Genomic DNA, 17,208 nt, shown 5'->3' with positions numbered 1-17,208 from the left:
AGCGGAAGGCCCCTCTCCCACGGCCGCCGGGGCTGCTGACGCCCTCGGCGACACCGGCCGGGGCCATCCGGGCGGATGGCACTGGGCCGGACCGGCGCACCCAACCTAACCCGGGACGGATGTCGCTCGCAGGTGAAGCAGGGGCGAAAGTTGGGCGAGTGGCGGCTCGTGTCTCTGGGCTGGGTGGCGCTGTTGACACCTGCTGCGACGGGGCAAAGCCCCGTTTATGGGGTACTGACGGATATACGACTTTCGTCGTTCCGGGCGCATCCCGCCGGATCGCTGGCCCCCATAACCGATAAAAACCGAAATGGATGCTGTTTCTCGGCGATGTCCCTCGCGGAGGTGAGCTGTCGAGAACCCGAAAGTGCCCAGGTCAGTTGGCGGTGCACCAACACAATGGGGGCTGGCGCCGGGAATCCCGTCGGCAGACAGCGGCAACTGTCACCGCCGGTCACCTCGGCCAACCGTCCCCGCGGGAGGAACCGTGAATCGTGAAGGCGCAGACATGCGACCGCCGCGAACGGTGCCCGGTGCCCGGTCGACCCTGCTGTACGCGCGGCCCGGCATCATCGTGACCGCCGACCGGTTCACCGTCGGCCGAACCAGTTACCGGGTTGCCGACCTGACCCATCTGCGTACCACCCGGGGCCCGCACGACCGGATCGCCGTCCGGGCCGTCATCATCACCGCCAGCATGCTCGGCGGCGTCGGGCTGCTGCTCGGCTTCACCGGCGGGCTGCAACGCCTGACCGCCGGGGCGTACCTCATCCTCGGTGCGGTGTTCCTGCTGCCGGCCGCGCTGGCCCTGGTCGGCGATCGCTGGCGCCCACCGCCGCACGAGCTGTGGGGGTGGTACGGGGGAGTGGAGGTGCAGTTGTTCAGCGCCGACGACGAGCGGGAGTTCGGCCAGGTCGCCCGGGCGCTGTTGCGGGCCCGGGAGGTGAACCGGTACGGCGGCTGGGTCGACCCGGTCGCCTCCGCCGAGCCGTGGCGGCCCAGTCGCTGAGCCGACGAACGGTGGGCCCACGCCGAGCGGGCGTCGGCCCACCGGCCGCTCAGCGGGCGACCGGCTCCGGGGCCCGGGTCTCCTGCGGTGCGGCCAACCACGCGCTGACCCGACGCTCGGCGTAGAACGAGACGAACGGCACGGTACCTGCCAACATCACCAGCAGCATCCGCTTCAGCGGCCAGTCGGCCCGACGGCTCAGGTCGAACGCGGCCACCAGATAGATCATGTAGAGGAAGCCGTGGGCGGGCCCCACCGTCTCCACCACGACCGCGTTGTCGAACACGTACTTCAACGGCATGCCGATCACGACGAGCAGGATCAGCACGACGCCCACGATCCAGGCGATCGCGCGGTACCGGGTAAGGGCAGCGCCCACCTTCGTCCGTCCTTCCGAGCCCGGCTCAGCCGGGATAGTCACCGGGTCGGGCGCCCGGATTGGCGCTCAACCATGACAGGTAGTGGTTGTAGGCGGCCAGGTCCGTGTCCTCGACGGCATCGCCGCCGGACGGTACCCGGGCCACCCGCACCGGTCGGCGTACCGCCGGTCGGGAGCCCGCTGTGACCTCCGGTGCCGGCTCGGCATCCGGCTCCGCCGGCGGCAGGTCGGCGTCCGCCACCCGGCGACGGGCGAGCTTCACCTCACGCCACCAGACGTAGACCACGAAGCCGGCGAAGATCGGCCACTCGACCGCGTACCCCCAGCTCAGGCTGTTGCCGTCGGTGGCCCGGCTGATCTGCCACCAGCCCAGCCCGAGGAAGCCCACGACCAGGACGACCATGGCCACGTGACGTGCGATCCACGCCGGGGTCCAGAGCCGCCTCATGGCATCGAGAGTACCGGGGGCGCCGCCGGTCTCCGACACGGTGTCGTAGTTGCCGCGCCGCCGGGATGGTTTGGCGTCACCACGCCTGGGCAATCGTCTAGACGCCAGCCCAAACGAGATCAAGGGGGGCGATGATGACCGGATCGGTACGTGAGGACGGCTTCGCGTCACGCGGCAGCACGGACATGAGCCCGGAGCAGCGGGTGCCCGAGTGGGGTGGCGACCACCTCGCCGACCCGGCGGACGCCACGGGTCTCGACGGCGACCTGCTCGGCATCGACCCGACGGAGTTGACCGACGAGGATCTGATCCGCGAGATGCACAGCCTGCACCGCACCCGCCTGGACACCCTGCGGCACGCGGCGGACTCCGCGCTCGCCAACCACCTGCGGCGCACCGCGGAGCTCGAGACCGAATACCTGGCGCGTCACCCGGGCCGGGAGGTCGACCCCCACCGTCTGCGGGACTCCTGATGCCGGCGCGTGCCGTGCGCGGGATGTCCGCGCCACCCGAGGTGGTCTTCAGCACGGCCACCGACCCCGACCGGGCCTCGGCCTGGCTGCCGGAGCCGCTGCGCGGCGACGGCAGCCCCGCCGCGGAGATCAGCGCTGAGGACCTGCGGGCCCGGTGGGGTGGCGACGCCGACTGGTCGGCCGAACTCCGGGTGGAGTCGGCCGACGCCGGCGGCGCCCGGATCCAGCTTGATCTGGCCGACGGGTCGGACGGGTCGGGCCCGGACCAGTTGGCCGACGAGGCGCTCACCAACCTGGCACGCGAGGTCGCCGACAACCTCCAGGCCGGCTGAGGCGCCACGCGGTACGCCGCTCCCACACCACCACGAGATGTCAGAAGGAGACCGGGTGAGCGACACTGGCCTGCGACACAAGGCGGAGCGGTTGCGCAGGGCGTACGCGCCGCACGAACACCGGCCGCTCGGCGGCTACCTGGTGGCCATGGGTGCGTACGCCGGGGTTACCGGGGCGCTCGCCGGTCTGGTCAAGGCGACCGGTCGACCGGTGCCGGAGCGTCCCACCCCGTCCGACGTGGTGTTGCTCTCCATCGCCACGCACAAGCTGAGCCGGCTGCTGTCCAAGGACGCGGTGACCAGCCCCCTGCGGGCACCGTTCACCCGCTACGACCGTCCGATCGGCAGCGGTGAGGTGATGGAGCAGGTCCGCGACTCGGGCAGCCCTACCCGGCACGCCATCGGCGAGTTGCTGAGCTGCCCGTTCTGCCTTGCGGTCTGGGTGGCCACCGGGTTGACCGGTGGCCTGGTGCTCGCGCCCCGGCTGACCCGGCTGGTGGCCACCGCGCTGACGGCGGTCGCCGCGTCCGACTTCCTCCAGATGGCGTACGCGACGGCACAGCAGGCCGCCGAGGGTGGGCACCACGACGACTGACCGAGCAGACGCGAAACGGGGGGCCGGCAGACGCCGGCCCCCCGTTGTCGTTTGTCAGCGCTGCATGCCGGACCAGCCGTGCGGCGACTCCGGTTCCCGCTCGTCCTCGTCCGCCCCGGTGATGATGTCCCGGTCGACGGCGGTGCGGTCGTGCTCGTTGGCGAAGTCCGGCTCGGGTGTGGTGTCCCGGCCCTTCGGTGGTTGACCCAGGGCTGGCACCTTCTCGTCGTGGTCCTCGTGGTGCGTCATGTCGGTGTCCCTTCTGCGGTCGCTCAGGCGGAGTCGCTCACTGACGGAGCTGGCAGGCACGGGCGCTCACCCGATGGAGCCGCCCAGCAGGTCACTGGCCTCGTCCACCGCGTACTCACCCTCGGGAAGCGCGTCGATGCGGGCGAGCAGGTCCGGCGGGAGTTCGGCGGCCACCGCCCGCCGATAGATCTCTGCCTGGGTGACCCGCTCCTGCGCCCGGTAGATGTCGTCGAGCAGGTCGTCGAGGGCCTGGGTGTTCGGCTCGCCGGTCACTGGTGCGTCGTCGGTCACGTCGATCAGCTACCCCTGGCGGAATCGGTCAAACGTCACGCCGGCGGGCCGACCCGCGCCACAGACAGCGCCGCCCCCGGCCTTGTGGGCCGGGGGCGGCGCTGGTATCGGTGTGCAGGTCGCCTCTCGGCGAGTGGCACTGCGCGGCTCCAGCCGGACGGTATTCCGCGAAGGCAATTTAGGTGAGGCCCGGGGACACTGGACACACCGACACCCCAGTCAACGAGCCGACCCCCGCCCCTGTTCCGCGCGCCGTGGTGTCGGCTGTCACACCGTCGCCGGCAGTGTGGCCCGCCGGGCCTGCACCGCGGAGGCCAGGTGGTCGAGCACCTCGACGGTGTCGTCCCAGCCGAGGCAGGCGTCAGTGACCGAGCGGCCGTACTCCAGCTTCCGGGTCGGGTCGAGATCCTGACGGCCGGGCAGTAGGAACGACTCCAACATCACGCCGGTGATCCCGCGCTGGCCGGCGGCCAGCTGGGCGGCCACGTCGGCGGCTACCCGCGGCTGGTTGCGGTGGTCCTTGCCGCTGTTGGCGTGGCTGGCGTCGATCACCAGCCGCTCCGGCAGCCCGGCGGCGCGGAGCAGGTCGAGCGCCCCGGCGACCGAGTCCGCGTCGTAGTTGGGCCGGCCGCCCCCACCGCGCAGCACCAGGTGACCGTCGGTGTTGCCCCGGGTGTGCATGATCGCCGGGGTGCCGGAGAAGTCGATGCCGGGGAAGACGTGCGGCACCCCGGCGGCGCGGATCGCGTCCACGGCCGTGCCGATGCTGCCGTCCGGGCGGTTCTTCATGCCGATCGGCATGGACAGACCCGAGGCGAGCTGGCGGTGCACCTGACTCTCCACGGTACGGGCGCCGATCGCGCCCCAACCCACCGTGTCCGCGATGTACTGCGGCGTGATCGGGTCGAGGAACTCGCAACCCACCGGCAGACCGACGCGCAGCACGTCGAGCAGCAGCGCCCGGGCCAGCCGCAGGCCGGTGTTGACATCCCCGCTGCCGTCCAGGCCCGGGTCGTTGATCAGGCCCTTCCACCCGACGGTGGAGCGTGGCTTCTCGAAGTAGACCCGCATGACGATCAGTAGGTCGTCGGCCAGCCGGTCGGCCGCCGTACGCAGACGCCGCGCGTAGTCGAGGGCGGCGGCCGGATCATGCACCGAGCAGGGGCCGACCACCACAAGCAGGCGGTCGTCCTCGCGATCCAGCACGCGGCCCACCTCGCGACGGCCGGTCAGCACGGCGGCCGCGAGCGAGGCGTCCAGGGGTAACTCGTGGTGCAGCAGGGCGGGCGTGGTCAGCGGCACGACACGGTCGATCCGCTGATCGCTGACCCGATCGGTCTCCGGGGTCGTCACGGTGGGCATCCTCTCGCCGACCGTGCCCGGGGCCGGTGCCCGGGTCGAGCCGGCTGCTCGTACGCAAAAGGGCAGGAACGACAGCTCCTGCCCAGCCGGCTCGGTCCGCGGTGACGTCAGTTCATGGTGAAGTCACCGGCGTGGGAGCCGGCTGCCTAAACCATCGATAGGAACGCGTCACGGGGGCCAGCGTACCCGACCCGGCCGGAACCTCCGGCCCGTCGTCCCAAGATGCGGGGCGCGGACCGCGTGCCGGGGGCGGCGTCGGGGTATCAGGGGTGCCATGACTGACGAGCAGAGCGATCAGGAACGGGTGGAGTCCCGCGCCCACCACCTCCTGCCCGAGGAGACCGCAGTGGGCAGCGACGACCCGGAGGCGCAGGCCGAGGCCATCCTCGCCGAATCGGACATCCGGGAGGCGGACCAGAACGCGGCCCCCGACACCGTGCTGGAACGTCGTACCTCGGATCAGACGGTGGTCGCTGTCGAACCGCCGGACTGAGCGGTGGCCCCCCGTGCCCGGCGGGATCCCCGGTAGGTGTGCTCCCGCAACCAGGCCAGCGGACCCGCCGCCCGCAGCTCGGGTGGCAGGTTCCGCACCGGGTCGAACGCGAGCGCGGCGTCCTCCTCCGCGTTGAGCGGGGCGCCGATCGCGACCTGCCCCACCGGCCGCCACGGCCCGACGGCGGACGCGACAGCGAGCACCAGGCGCGGCGTGTCCGTCCGGGCCGCGGCGGCCACCGTGCTCAGGCTGCGCCCGAGGCAGACGGAGTCGGGGTCGGCCAGCGTGGCCAGCCAGAGTCGGCGTGCGCCCACCCGGTAACCCACGATGGTGCTGTACGTCCCGGTGAAGCAGCGTCGGGGCAGCGGCAGGTTCCGCAGCAGCGGGGCCGCGCCGCTGGAGCTGACCAGCAGGTCGAACGGCCGACCGGTGTCGCGGTGCAGGCGCAGCGCGACGCCCAGCACGTCCGGCCAACCGCCGGGCGTGGGAGTTCCCTTGGAGAGCCGGACGGTGGCCCGATACCGGCCCGGGTCGTCCAGCAGACCGACCCCGGTGGGTGGTCCGGGCGTACCCCAGATCATCACCTCGCCGACGAACGAGCGACCGGCCGGATGCAGCAGTCGGCCGTGGCGCAGCCGGCCGAGCGCCGCGCTGGCGCGTTCGACGACGACCGCGGCGGCGGACCGGGACGGAGGAGGGGTGACGGTCATTGCCCTCCGGTACCCCGAGCGGCGGCCACGATGCCCGGGACCGGCTCGCCGACCGACCACACGTCACCTTTCGGCCCGCGAGATCGGATAGCGTCGGGGTATGCCCGACAGCGGTTACCCCTGGCCCATCGAGACGTCCCGACTGGACAACGGCCTACGCGTGGTGGTGAGTGAGGACCGCACCGCGCCCGCCGTGGCCGTCAACCTCTGGTACGACGTCGGCTCCCGGCACGAGCCGACCGGGCAGACCGGTTTCGCCCACCTCTTCGAGCACCTGATGTTCGAGGGCTCGGTGAACGTGGCGAAGACCGAGCACATGAAGCTGATCCAGGGCTCCGGCGGCTCGCTCAACGCCACCACCAACCCGGACCGGACCAACTACTTCGAGACGGTCCCGGCCGAGCACCTGGAGCTGGCGCTCTGGTTGGAGGCCGACCGGATGGGCGGCCTGGTCCCCGCCCTCACCCAGGAGACGCTGGACAACCAACGGGACGTGGTCAAGAACGAGCGCCGGCAGCGCTACGAGAACGTCCCGTACGGGGACGCCTGGCTGCGTCTGCTGCCGCTGCTCTACCCGCCGGGGCACCCGTACCACCACGCCACGATCGGCTCGATGGCCGACCTGAACGCCGCCGACCTCGCCACCTTCCAGGCGTTCCACCAGACCTACTACGCGCCGAACAACGCGGTGCTCACCGTTGTCGGCGACGCCACCGCGTCCGACGTGTTCGCGCTCGCCGACAAGTACTTCGGCGCGCTACCGGCACGCGACGACATCCCGGCCGCGCCGGACGGGCGCACGGTCCCGGCGACCGGGCAGACGGCAGTCGAGTCGGTCCGCGCCGACGTGCCGGCGCCGCGGGTGTACATCGCCCACCGCACCTACCCGTTCGGCAGCCCGGAATACCACGTGGTCACAGTGCTCGCCACAGTTCTCGGCAGCGGCCGGGGCAGCCGGCTCTACCAGCGACTCGCCGACGGCGAACGGATCGCCCAACCGGACCTGGTCGGGGCGTACGGGGTGGACCTCGCGCACGCCCCGGCCCCACTGATCGCCACCGCCACCGCCCGCCCCGGAGTGAGCGCCGAGCGACTTGCCGAAGGGCTGGCCGAGGTCGTCGACGAGTTGGCCACAGTGCCCGTCACCACCTCCGAGCTGGATCGGGCCAAGGCGATGCTCAGCACCGGGTGGTGGCGTCAGTTGTCCACGGTGGACGGTCGCGCCGACCTGCTCGGCCGGTACGCCACGCAGTTCGGTGACCCGGCCCGCGTCGCCGACCAGTTGCCGGGCCTGCTCGCGGTCACCGCCGAGCAGGTCGCCGAGGCCGCCGCCGAGGTGCTCGCCACCGACCGGGTGCTGCTGACCTACCTGCCCGAGGAGACCTCATGACGCTGATCGCCGACCGCCCCGGTCCGGGCGCCGCCCGCCCGTACCGGTTCCCGCCGGTGGTTCGCCGCACCGCGGCCGGTGGTCAGGTCGTCGCCGCGCACCTGCCCGGGCAGAACCTCGCAGTGGCCCTGCTGCTGCTCGACGTGGGCGCGGGCCAGGAGCCGGTCGGCAAGGAGGGGCTGTCCGGCGTGCTGGCCAAGGCGTTGGAGGAGGGGACCGCGCAGCGGGACGCCGCCGCGTACGCGCTCGCCGTCGAGGGGCTGGGCACCGCGTTGTCGACCGGGCTGGACTGGGACTCGTTCCAGGCCAGCGTGGTGATCCCGGTGGACCGGCTCAGCGCCGCCGTGGAGTTGCTCGCCGAGGCGGTCCGGACGCCCCGGCTCGACCCCGCCGACGTACGCCGGGTCCGGGACGACGAGGCGACCGCGCTGCGGATGGACTGGGCCAACCCGGGCCCGCGCGCCGACGCCGCGCTGCGCGGTGACCTGTTCGGCGTCCAGAACCGCTGGGGCCGGCCGATGTACGGGGACCCGGATTCGGTCGCCGGACTGGACGTGGAGGACGTGACGGTCTTCCACTCCGAGTGGTTCCTGCGTCCCGGCACCCTGATCGTCGCCGGCGACCTGGACCGGATCGACCTGGACGCGCTGGCCGCCGCGGCGTTCGCCGGCACCGGTGGCGGCCCGGCCGAGCGGGGTGGTCCGATCGAGGTGCCGCTGCACGCCGGACGGCGGCTCATCCTGGTGGACCGGCCCGGCTCGGTGCAGTCCACGCTGCGGCTGGGCCACCCGTCGCCGCACCGGGCGCACCCCGACCACGTGCCGATGACGCTCGCCGGCACGGTTCTCGGCGGGGCGTTCACCTCCCGCCTCAACCACCTGCTGCGCGAGGTGCACGGCTACACCTACGGCATCCGGGGTGACTTCGCCTCGTCCCGCCGCTTCGGTCGGTTCGGGGTCAGCTCCGGGGTGCAGACCGCGGTAACCGTGCCGGCCCTGGTCGAGGCGGTGGGTGAGATCAGCCGTACCCGGGCGGGTGGGGTGACCGAGGACGAGCTGGCGGTGGCCCGCTCCTGGCGGGCCGGGCAGCTCTCGGTCGAGTTGCAGAGCCCCCGGGCGATCGCGTCCGCGCTGACCACGCTTGTGGTGCACGACCTGCCGGACGACTACCACGCTCGGCTGCGCGAGTCGCTGCTCGCCGCGGACGTGGACCAGGTCTCCGCGGCGGCGGCCACCCACCTGCACCCGGACGCGCTGACCCTGGTCATCGAAGGCGACGCCGCCGTCATCCGCGACGACCTGACCGCGGCAAACCTGGGCGACCTGATCACCTGACCCCACCCCACCCCCACCCCCTCCGCGTCGATCATGAGGTTGTCGTCATCCGCCACGGCGTGTCGCGGCGATAACCCCATGATCAACGGGGGAGTGGGCGGAGGTGAGCCGGGTCGGGGGTGTGATGCGGGACCCGGGGGGTGGGAAAGGGCTCCCGTGTTCGGGGGTGGGCTGGGTAGCCTCGCGGGCATGAGGATCGGCATTGTGGGGGCCACCGGCCAGGTCGGTGGCGTGATGCGGCAGGTGCTGGCGGAGCGGGAGTTCCCGGCGGAGCAGGTGCGGTTGTTCGCCTCGGCGCGGTCCGCCGGGCGTGCGCTGCCGTGGCGCGACGGTGAGGTGACGGTCGAGGACGCCGCGACCGCGGACTACTCCGGGCTGGACATCGTGCTCTTTTCGGCCGGCAAGGGCACCGCCCGCGAGTTGGCTCCCCGGGTCGCCGAGGCCGGCGCCGTGGTGATCGACAATTCTTCCGCGTTCCGGATGGACCCGCAGGTGCCGCTCGTGGTCGCCGAGGTCAACCCGCACGCGGCCCTCGACCGCCCGAAGGGCATCATCGCCAACCCCAACTGCACAACGATGGCCGCGATGCCGGTGCTGCGCCCGCTGCACGCCGAGGCGGGGCTGGTCGGCCTCGTCGTCTCCACCTACCAGGCGGTCTCGGGCGCCGGGCTGGCCGGCGTCGCCGAGCTGGACGAGCAGGTCCGCAAGGTCGCCGAGCACGCCGCCGGGCTGGCCTTCGACGGGTCGGCGGTGGAGTTCCCCGCGCCGCGCTCGTTCGCCGAGCCGATCGCCTTCAACGTCCTCCCGCTGGCCGGTTCGATCGTCGACGACGGCTCGTTCGAGACCGACGAGGAACAGAAGCTGCGCAACGAGAGCCGCAAGATCCTGGAGATCCCCGACCTGCTGGTCTCCGGGACCTGCGTCCGGGTGCCGGTCTTCACCGGCCACTCGCTCCAGATCAACGCCCGGTTCGCCCGGCCGCTCACCCCGCAGCGTGCCCACGAGCTGCTGGCCGACGCGCCCGGGGTGGCGCTGACCGACGTGCCGACGCCGTTGCAGGCCGCCGGGCAGGACCCGACCTACGTGGGCCGGATCCGCGCCGACGAGACCGCGCAGTACGGGCTGGCCCTGTTCTGCTCCAACGACAACCTGCGCAAGGGCGCCGCGCTCAACGCGGTGCAGCTCGCCGAACTGGTCGCCGCCGAGCGCCGCTGACCGTCGCTGTCACCCCGAGCCCTCGCCGACAACCGGCGGGGGCTCGGTCGCATCTGGCGGCGCGGCGGTCGGCCGGGCGGGGCTCGTCGCGTCCGAGCGACGCGGCGGTCGGGCGGACGTGCTTGGATGGGACGAAACCGAACCTGGAGGAGGAAACCGTGCCGGATGACCGCACCCAGCAGGCGTTGACCGACCTGATCTCCGGCCGTTCGATGGGCGTACTGGCGACGATCAAACGGGACGGACGGCCACAGTTGTCCACAGTGGTCTACTCCTTCGACCGGGACGCCGGCCTGATCCGGGTCTCGGTCACCGAGAGTCGGGCCAAGACCGCGAACCTGCGTCGGGACCCGCGCGCCAGCTTCCACGTCAGCAGCGAGGACGGCTGGGCGTACGCGGTGGTCGAGGGCCGCGCCGAGCTGACCGCGCCAGCCACCGAGCCCGGCGACGAGACGGTGGAGGAGCTGGTGGGGCTCTACCGGGCGCTCCGCGGCGAGCACCCGGACTGGGACGAGTACCGCCAGGCCATGGTCGACGAGGCGCGGCTGGTGTTGCGGCTGCACGTGGAGCGCGTCTACGGAATGCCGCCCCGGGGCTGACGCGCTCCTCGTGCCGTGAACTCGCTGACCAGCAGCGGCCGGCGGCACTGCGACGTCTGCGGCACCCCACGGATAGACACCGGCGGTCGGCGTTACCCCCTCCCGGACGGCGGGTAGACGAGCCGTGCCGACACCGAGAGGGGAGCACCATGACAACGGTCGGAGAGTTCATGACGACCCGGTTGGTGACGATGGACGGCAACGAGACGCTCATCGCCGCGGCGCAGGAAATGCGCGACAGTGCGATTGGTGACGTGGTGGTGACCGACGGCGACAACGTGGTCGGCATCGTCACGGACCGGGACATCACGGTGCGTGGTGTCGCGGAGAACATGGATCCGGGCTCGACCCAACTGAGCCAGATCACCACCCGCGATGTGATCACCGTGAGTCAGTACGACGACGTGGTGGCCGCCGCGGACCTGATGCGCACGTACGCCGTACGCCGGCTTCCGGTGATCGACGACGGGCGCCTGGTCGGTCTGATCTCGATGGGTGACCTCGCGGTCGAGCGCGAACCGCAGTCGGTGCTCGCGGACATCAGCGCCGACGACCCGAACAACTGACCGTCCGCCGCGGAAGCGCCGGCTCTCCCCTCGCGGGAGGGCCGGCGCCGTGCTGCCGGGACGACCACGCGTCTCACCCGATCCGGGCGAGGTTGACCGGAGGGCCGGCGGGGACCCGTGCGGGGACGTGCAACGCCGGCCGTCCGTGCGACGCGAGCGCGGTGCCGGATCCCGGGCCCGGCAACTGGGAGGAGTGGACCCGATGGTGGACGCGACCACGAGGTTCTTCGAGGACCTGGACCGGCGGGGGTACGAACCCCTGCTGGCGAAGACCTCCGGGACACTGCGGATCGACCTGCACGAGGGGGCGCAGACCCGGCACTGGCTGCTGAGAATCGACAGCGGTCGGCTCAGCGTGAGCCAGGAGGACCGGGAGGCCGACACGGTCATCGGTGCGAGTCCCGTGCTCTTCGACGACATCGCCACGGGTCGCGAGCACGGCCTCGCCGCGCTGTTGCGCGGGGACATGACGGTGACCGGTGACGCCCGGCTGGTGGTGCAGGTGGAGCGGATCTTCCCCAGTTCGCCGGACGCCCGGGGACCTCGTCGACGCTTCGTGGGGGAGGGGTACTGATGGGGCAGTCCAACACGGTCCGGATCCTGGACGGCAACACGTTCGTCGTCTGCGAGGACACCGGCGACATCGAGGCGACTCCGAGCGAGCCGACCGGGCTCTTCTCGATCGACACCCGGTTCCTGTCCACCTGGGTGCTGACCGTCAACGGTGAGCGGCTCAACTCGCTCTCCTACGACGATCTCCAGTACTACGAGTCCCGGTTCTTCCTCGTCCCGGGGATGGCCACGCACTACGTCGACGCGAAGCTGTCGATCATCCGCGAGCGGATGGTGGGCGGCAGCTTCCGGGAGCAGTTGACCATCCTCAACCACGACGAGAAGCCGGTCGATCTGGAAGTCCGGATGGACGCGGCGTCGGACTTCGCCGACCTGTTCCAGGTCAAGGACGAGATCCTCAACAAGAAGGGCGAGATCTACACCGAGGTTGAGTCGGATCGGCTCCGGCTGGGCTACCGCCGGGGCAACTTCCGGCGGGAGACGGTCATCTCCTCCTCGATGTCGGCCCGGTACGACCGCGAGGGTTTCGCGTACACCGTCCACCTGGAACCGAACGAGCAGTGGGAAGCCTCGATCGACGTCCGGACCCACGCGGTCGGTCCTGGTGGCCGGGACCTGCGGTTCGGGCTGCGCGTGCACGGCACCGAGCGGCTCGCCCTCCAGCACGACCTGGAGCAGTGGATCGCCGACGCTCCGAAGGTCAACAGTGAGCACGGCCGGGTGGCCAGCACCTACCGGCGCAGCCTTATCGACCTGGCCGCGCTGCGCTTCTCGCCCCTGTCGCTGGGCGGCGCCACCCTGCCGGCCGCCGGTCTGCCCTGGTTCATGACCATGTTCGGTCGGGACAGCATCCTCACCTGCCTGCAGACGCTGCCGTTCACCCCGCAGTTGTCGAAGACGACGCTGCGCATCCTCGCCTCGTTGCAGGGCAGCCGGTTCGACGACTTCCGGGACGAGGATCCGGGGCGCATCCTGCACGAGATGCGGTACGGCGAGACCGCGGCCTTCGAGGAGCAGCCGCACTCGCCGTACTACGGCTCGGTGGACGCGACGCCGCTGTTCGTCGTGCTGCTCGACGAGTACGAGCGGTGGACCGGAGACGTCGCGCTGGTCAAGGAGTTGGAGCAGGAGGCCCGCGCGGCGCTGCGGTGGATCGACAACTACGCCGACCTGATCGGTAACGGCTACATCTGGTACGAGCGGCGCAACACCGACACCGGCCTGGAGAACCAGTGCTGGAAGGACTCCTGGGACTCGATCTCCTACTCCGACGGCACGCTGCCGCCGTTCCCGCGGGCCACCTGCGAGGTGCAGGGGTACGCGTACGACGCGAAGATCCGCGCGGCCCGGATGGCTCGCGAGTTCTGGGGTGACCCGGCGTTCGCCGACGAGTTGGAGCGGGAGGCGGCAGCGCTGAAGGAGCGGTTCAACAGGGACTGGTGGGTGGCCGACGGCGAGTTCTACGCCCTGGCCCTGGACCCGGACGGCCGCCAGTGCGACATCCTCAGCTCCAACATCGGCCACCTGCTGTGGAGTGGGATCGTCGAACCCGAGAGGGCGGAGAAGATCGCCCAGCACCTGGTGGGATCGCGGCTCTTCACCGGCTGGGGGGTGCGGACGCTCGCCGAGGGGGAGGCCCGGTACAACCCCATCGGCTACCACAACGGCACGATCTGGCCGTTCGACAACTCGTTCATCGCCTGGGGTCTGCGCCGGTACGGCTTCGCCGAGGAGGCCGCGACCATCGCCAGCGGCATCCTGGACGCGGCCACGTACTTCGACGGCCGGTTGCCGGAGGCGTTCGGCGGCTACCCGCGGGAGCTCACCAAGTTCCCGGTGGAGTACCCGACAGCGTGCAGCCCGCAGGCCTGGTCGACCGGCACGCCGCTGCTGCTGCTGCGGACCATGCTCGGCCTGGAGCCGCACGAGGGCCACCTGTCGGTCGAGCCACGGCTGCCGGTGGGCATGGGGCGGATCGAGGTGCTGGACATCCCGGGTCGCTGGGGTCGGGTGGACGCGTTCGCCCGGGGTCGTTTGGACCTGGACAAGCTCGCCGACTGAGCGACCCGACCGACGAGCCGACGGCGGCGCGCCACCTGCGCCGCCGCCGGTTCGCCGCCCAGCCCGGCAGGGTAGATTCTGCGGATGCCGGAGCTCGTGTACCCGCCCGTAATCGCCGCTGCCAAGACGATGTTCCGTCTTCTCGATCTGAAGATCACCATCGAGGGCGCCCATCACGTGCCGCGTACCGGCGGGGCGGTGCTGGCCGGCAACCACATCAGCTACCTCGACTTCATCTTCGCCGGCCTGGGCGCGGTCGAGTCGGGTCGGCGGGTTCGGTTCATGGCCAAGAAGTCGGTCTTCACGCACCGGATCTCCGGCCCGCTGATGCGGGGGATGCGGCACATCTCGGTGGACCGGGACGCCGGCGCGGCCTCGTTCCGCACCGCCGTCGCCGCCCTCAAGCGCGGCGAGATCGTCGGCGTCTTCCCGGAGGCGACGATCAGCCAGTCGTTCACCGTCAAGGAGTTGAAGAGCGGCACGGTCCGGATGGCCCGCTCGGCGAAGGTCCCGGTGTTGCCTGTCGCGCTGTGGGGGACCCAGCGGCTCTGGACCAAGGGCCGCCCGCGCACCCTGACCCGCCGGCACACGCCGATCACCATCCTGATCGGCGAGCCGATCAACCCGGCGGACTTCCCGGACCCGAACCTGCTGGCCGCCGAGCTGAACACCAGGCTCAGCGCGCTCGTCGACCGGGCCCAGCGGGAATACCCGGACGCGCCGGCCGGCCCGGACGACACCTGGTGGCTGCCCGCGCACCTGGGCGGCAGCGCCCCCACGCCGGAGGAGGCCGCCGCCCTGGACGCCGCCGAGGAGCAGCAACGCGAGCCCAGCGTCTGACGTCGAGTTGACCGGATCGTTCCGCACCCGGGCAGGATGGTGTCTGCCGGAGCGGACGCCGTCCGGCCAGGATCTTCAGACATGAGCAGAGCAGCCCTCGTCGTGATCGACGTCCAGGAATCCTTCCGGCAGCGCCCGATCTGGGCGTACGGCTCCAACCCCGACCTGGTCCGGCAGGTCGAACGGCTGGTCGCCGCCGCCCGTGAGCGCGGCGACCTGGTGGTCTGGGTGCTGCACTCCGAGCCCGGCACGGGCGGGTTGTTCGACCCCGCCGTCGGGCACGTGCGGCTGATCGACGGGCTGGTCCCGGCCGCGGACGAGCCGACGCTTGTCAAGACCGCGCACAACGCCTTCACCACCACCAATCTCCAACAGCTGCTCACCCAGGCCGGCATCCACGACCTCACGGTCTGCGGCATCCGCACCGAACAGTGCGTGGAGACCACCACCCGGGTCGGCGCGGACCTCGGCTACCGGATGACCTTCGTCACCGACGCCACGCTGACCTTCCCCATCCCACACCGGGACCTGCCGGAGACCGCAACGGTCGCGGAGATCCTCGCCGACCCGCGCACGCTGACCAACGAGGAGATCGTCATCCGCACCGAGTACGCGTTGGCCGGTCGCTTCGCGACCATCAGCACTGTCGACGAGGTGACCGGCGCGGCCCTCGCCGGCACCCGGAGCTGACCCGATGACCCGGGTCGTGTTCCTGCTGGTCCCACAGCTGCACCTGCTGGACCTCGCCGGGCCGGCCCAGGTCTTCTCCAGCGCCGCCGACCTCGGGTACGACTATCGGCTGCACTACGTCGCCGAGCGGGAGCAGGTGCCCACAGTGCAGGGCGTACCGCTTGTCGCCGACACCCGGTGGCCCGAGCTGGCCCCGGACGACCTGCTGATCGTGCCGGGTTGGCGGCCGGCGGCGCACGGCCCCCAGGGGCCGGTGTCACCCGTCGACCTGCGGCGGCTGGCCGAGCACCACAGCGCGGGAGGCACTGTGGCCAGCGTCTGCGCCGGGGCGTACGCCCTCGGGCGGGCCGGGCTGCTCGACGGCAGACGGTGCACCACCCACCACGAGGTGCAGGACGACCTGGCCCGCCGTCACCCGGCGGCCCGGGTCATCCGCGACGTGCTGTACGTGGTCGACGATCGGGTGGTCACCTCGGCCGGCATCGCCAGCGGCATCGACGTGGCGCTGCACCTGGTGGCCACCCGGCACGGCCCAGCGGTGGCGGCGAAGATCGCCCGCACCCTTGTCGTCTACGCCCGCCGCAACGGGCACGAGCAGCAGGCCAGCGCGCTGATGCGGCACCGGTCCCACCTGTCCGACTCGGTGCACCGGGTGCAGGATCTGATCGACAGTCGGTACGCCGAGCCACTGCCACTCGCCGAGCTGGCCGCCGCCGGGGGCGTGGCGGAACGCACGCTGACCCGGCTGTTCCGGGCGATGACCGGGCTCACCCCACTCGGCTACCAGCAACAGTTGCGGGTGGAGCGAGCGGAGCACCTGATCGGGCACGGCGCGACGGTGGAAGCCGCGGCGCGGGCCGTCGGCTTCACCGATGCCCGGATGCTGCGCCGCCTGCGAGCCCGCCCCACGGGGTCGGCTCCGGCCCCGAGCGGTAGTAGTCGTCCCGGGAGTGGAACTCCACAGGCAGCGAACCGGGCAGCGTGACCCGGGTGTCCCCGGCGAGCAGGCCGGGGCCGGCCCGCAGCAGCAGCACGTCGCGCTCCTGAGCCGAGAGGTCGACAAGTTGGGGGCGGGTGAGCCGGAACATGGACACCGCCCGGCGGACCTGTCGGCCGAGCGCCGCCACCGCGGCGGACGGCCCACCCAGGGCCAGCGCCGGCTGCTGGATGGTGCGCAACGCGTCGCAGACGATCAACAACTGCGTCGGCGCGTCCCGCTCGGCCGCCGGCAGCTCCAACCGGGACGGCCACTGCCAGCGGATCTGCCCGCTCATCAGGCCGTTCACCCGGGCGGGCGGCCGTGCCCGAGGCGTGTCGTCGACGACAAGCGACAGCTGCGCGCCGCTGCCCACCCAGCAGATCCGCTGGTCGGTGACGGTCACCGAGACCGGCCCGGGAAGCTGCCAGCGACGCCGTGCCTCGCTCGGCCCGAGCAGGTAGCCCGCGACCAGCAGCCGGTGCCGCCCGAGCACCCGCTCACCGGGCGCCGGACGCAGGTTGTAGCGGCGATCCAGGGTTGGCCCCACGTCGTCGTCCGGAGCGTCGAACCGGTGGGGACCGATGAAGAAGGGGGACGTGTCGGAGTGCATCGTCACGACC

General features: G+C 71.8%; 22 protein-coding genes. 15 read left to right on the top strand and 7 right to left on the bottom strand.

What is annotated here, in order from left to right; all coding sequences use genetic code 11:
- Positions 1-508: 508 nt before the first annotated feature.
- Positions 509-1,009 (top strand): DUF6232 family protein, encoded by a 501-nt coding sequence (locus ACQPWW_RS28450; protein ID WP_433126749.1) that lies wholly within the window; start codon positions 509-511, stop codon positions 1,007-1,009.
- Between the two features lie 49 nt (positions 1,010-1,058).
- Here ACQPWW_RS28450 and ACQPWW_RS28445 read toward each other — a convergent pair whose 3' ends face one another.
- Complete coding sequence (locus tag ACQPWW_RS28445; RefSeq protein ID WP_433126747.1) at positions 1,059-1,388, bottom strand: DUF3817 domain-containing protein; 330 nt, start codon at positions 1,386-1,388, stop codon at positions 1,059-1,061.
- 25 nt (positions 1,389-1,413) lie between these two features.
- Positions 1,414-1,836: a hypothetical protein gene (locus ACQPWW_RS28440; RefSeq protein WP_433126745.1), complete on the bottom strand. Its 423-nt coding sequence runs from the start codon at positions 1,834-1,836 to the stop codon at positions 1,414-1,416.
- A 131-nt stretch (positions 1,837-1,967) separates the two neighbouring features.
- Between ACQPWW_RS28440 and ACQPWW_RS28435 the strand changes: the two genes are divergently transcribed.
- Genes ACQPWW_RS28435 through ACQPWW_RS28425 form a run of 3 tightly spaced genes read left to right on the top strand, consistent with a single transcriptional unit; the run spans position 1,968 to position 3,236 of the window.
- Positions 1,968-2,309: a DUF6158 family protein gene (locus tag ACQPWW_RS28435; protein ID WP_433126744.1), complete on the top strand. Its 342-nt coding sequence runs from the start codon at positions 1,968-1,970 to the stop codon at positions 2,307-2,309.
- Entirely contained in the window at positions 2,309-2,641 is a 333-nt protein-coding gene (locus tag ACQPWW_RS28430; protein WP_433126742.1) for a hypothetical protein, read from the top strand. Before ACQPWW_RS28435 ends, ACQPWW_RS28430 begins: the two co-directional genes overlap by 1 nt.
- 55 nt (positions 2,642-2,696) lie before the next feature.
- Positions 2,697-3,236: a DUF1360 domain-containing protein gene (locus ACQPWW_RS28425; protein WP_433126740.1), complete on the top strand. Its 540-nt coding sequence runs from the start codon at positions 2,697-2,699 to the stop codon at positions 3,234-3,236.
- A gap of 54 nt (positions 3,237-3,290) precedes the next feature.
- On the opposite strand, the gene ACQPWW_RS28420 is transcribed toward ACQPWW_RS28425, so the two are convergent.
- The 3 genes from ACQPWW_RS28420 to ACQPWW_RS28410 form a co-directional block, all read right to left on the bottom strand.
- Positions 3,291-3,485 carry a hypothetical protein gene (locus ACQPWW_RS28420; protein ID WP_091405645.1) on the bottom strand — a complete coding sequence of 65 codons (195 nt, stop codon included), beginning with the start codon at positions 3,483-3,485 and terminating at the stop codon, positions 3,291-3,293.
- Between the two features lie 66 nt (positions 3,486-3,551).
- Positions 3,552-3,785, bottom strand: a complete 234-nt coding sequence (locus ACQPWW_RS28415; protein ID WP_433134627.1) for a hypothetical protein — start codon at positions 3,783-3,785, stop codon at positions 3,552-3,554.
- Positions 3,786-4,043: 258 nt separating this feature from the next.
- On the bottom strand, positions 4,044-5,138 hold the full coding sequence (locus ACQPWW_RS28410; RefSeq protein WP_433126738.1) for a 3-deoxy-7-phosphoheptulonate synthase: 1,095 nt from the start codon (positions 5,136-5,138) through the stop codon (positions 4,044-4,046).
- A gap of 274 nt (positions 5,139-5,412) precedes the next feature.
- Here ACQPWW_RS28410 and ACQPWW_RS28405 point away from each other — a divergent pair, with 274 nt between their 5' ends.
- Positions 5,413-5,631: a hypothetical protein gene (locus tag ACQPWW_RS28405; RefSeq protein ID WP_433126736.1), complete on the top strand. Its 219-nt coding sequence runs from the start codon at positions 5,413-5,415 to the stop codon at positions 5,629-5,631.
- Here ACQPWW_RS28405 and ACQPWW_RS28400 read toward each other — a convergent pair.
- Positions 5,598-6,341: a phosphodiesterase gene (locus ACQPWW_RS28400; RefSeq protein ID WP_433126735.1), complete on the bottom strand. Its 744-nt coding sequence runs from the start codon at positions 6,339-6,341 to the stop codon at positions 5,598-5,600. The genes ACQPWW_RS28405 and ACQPWW_RS28400 overlap by 34 nt on opposite strands.
- A 100-nt stretch (positions 6,342-6,441) precedes the next feature.
- Here ACQPWW_RS28400 and ACQPWW_RS28395 point away from each other — a divergent pair, with 100 nt between their 5' ends.
- From ACQPWW_RS28395 to ACQPWW_RS28350, 10 genes are all read left to right on the top strand, one after another.
- Complete coding sequence (locus ACQPWW_RS28395) at positions 6,442-7,731, top strand: M16 family metallopeptidase (protein ID WP_433126733.1); 1,290 nt, start codon at positions 6,442-6,444, stop codon at positions 7,729-7,731.
- The gene (locus tag ACQPWW_RS28390; RefSeq protein ID WP_433126732.1) at positions 7,728-9,065 is read left to right on the top strand and encodes a M16 family metallopeptidase; all 1,338 of its coding nucleotides are present in this window, start codon (positions 7,728-7,730) and stop codon (positions 9,063-9,065) included. Before ACQPWW_RS28395 ends, ACQPWW_RS28390 begins: the two co-directional genes overlap by 4 nt.
- Before the next feature lie 189 nt (positions 9,066-9,254).
- Complete coding sequence (locus ACQPWW_RS28385) at positions 9,255-10,280, top strand: aspartate-semialdehyde dehydrogenase (protein ID WP_355028962.1); 1,026 nt, start codon at positions 9,255-9,257, stop codon at positions 10,278-10,280.
- Between the two features lie 212 nt (positions 10,281-10,492).
- On the top strand, positions 10,493-10,879 hold the full coding sequence (locus ACQPWW_RS28380) for a PPOX class F420-dependent oxidoreductase (RefSeq protein ID WP_433134625.1): 387 nt from the start codon (positions 10,493-10,495) through the stop codon (positions 10,877-10,879).
- A gap of 149 nt (positions 10,880-11,028) precedes the next feature.
- On the top strand, positions 11,029-11,445 hold the full coding sequence (locus ACQPWW_RS28375; protein ID WP_387203187.1) for a CBS domain-containing protein: 417 nt from the start codon (positions 11,029-11,031) through the stop codon (positions 11,443-11,445).
- A gap of 202 nt (positions 11,446-11,647) precedes the next feature.
- On the top strand, positions 11,648-12,019 hold the full coding sequence (locus ACQPWW_RS28370; RefSeq protein ID WP_433126731.1) for an SCP2 sterol-binding domain-containing protein: 372 nt from the start codon (positions 11,648-11,650) through the stop codon (positions 12,017-12,019).
- Entirely contained in the window at positions 12,019-14,079 is a 2,061-nt protein-coding gene (locus ACQPWW_RS28365) for an amylo-alpha-1,6-glucosidase (RefSeq protein ID WP_433126729.1), read from the top strand. The genes ACQPWW_RS28370 and ACQPWW_RS28365 overlap by 1 nt, the downstream gene beginning before the upstream one ends.
- 84 nt (positions 14,080-14,163) lie before the next feature.
- On the top strand, positions 14,164-14,919 hold the full coding sequence (locus tag ACQPWW_RS28360) for a lysophospholipid acyltransferase family protein (RefSeq protein WP_433126727.1): 756 nt from the start codon (positions 14,164-14,166) through the stop codon (positions 14,917-14,919).
- 81 nt (positions 14,920-15,000) lie between these two features.
- Positions 15,001-15,609, top strand: a complete 609-nt coding sequence (locus ACQPWW_RS28355) for an isochorismatase family protein (RefSeq protein WP_433126725.1) — start codon at positions 15,001-15,003, stop codon at positions 15,607-15,609.
- 4 nt (positions 15,610-15,613) lie between these two features.
- The gene (locus ACQPWW_RS28350; RefSeq protein WP_433126724.1) at positions 15,614-16,594 is read left to right on the top strand and encodes a GlxA family transcriptional regulator; all 981 of its coding nucleotides are present in this window, start codon (positions 15,614-15,616) and stop codon (positions 16,592-16,594) included.
- Here the strand turns inward: ACQPWW_RS28350 and ACQPWW_RS28345 are convergent.
- Positions 16,476-17,198, bottom strand: coding sequence for a hypothetical protein (locus ACQPWW_RS28345; RefSeq protein ID WP_433126722.1), 723 nt, complete (start codon positions 17,196-17,198; stop codon positions 16,476-16,478). The two genes, ACQPWW_RS28350 and ACQPWW_RS28345, sit on opposite strands and share 119 nt — an antisense overlap.
- Between the last annotated feature and the right edge of the window lie 10 nt (positions 17,199-17,208).

Origin of the sequence: Micromonospora sp. CA-240977 (genome assembly GCF_050942285.1) — a bacterium.
In the GTDB taxonomy this organism is placed as follows: domain Bacteria; phylum Actinomycetota; class Actinomycetes; order Mycobacteriales; family Micromonosporaceae; genus Micromonospora.
The sequence above is the reverse complement of the archived record's forward strand: the minus strand, read 5'-3'. Positions and strand labels throughout refer to the sequence as shown.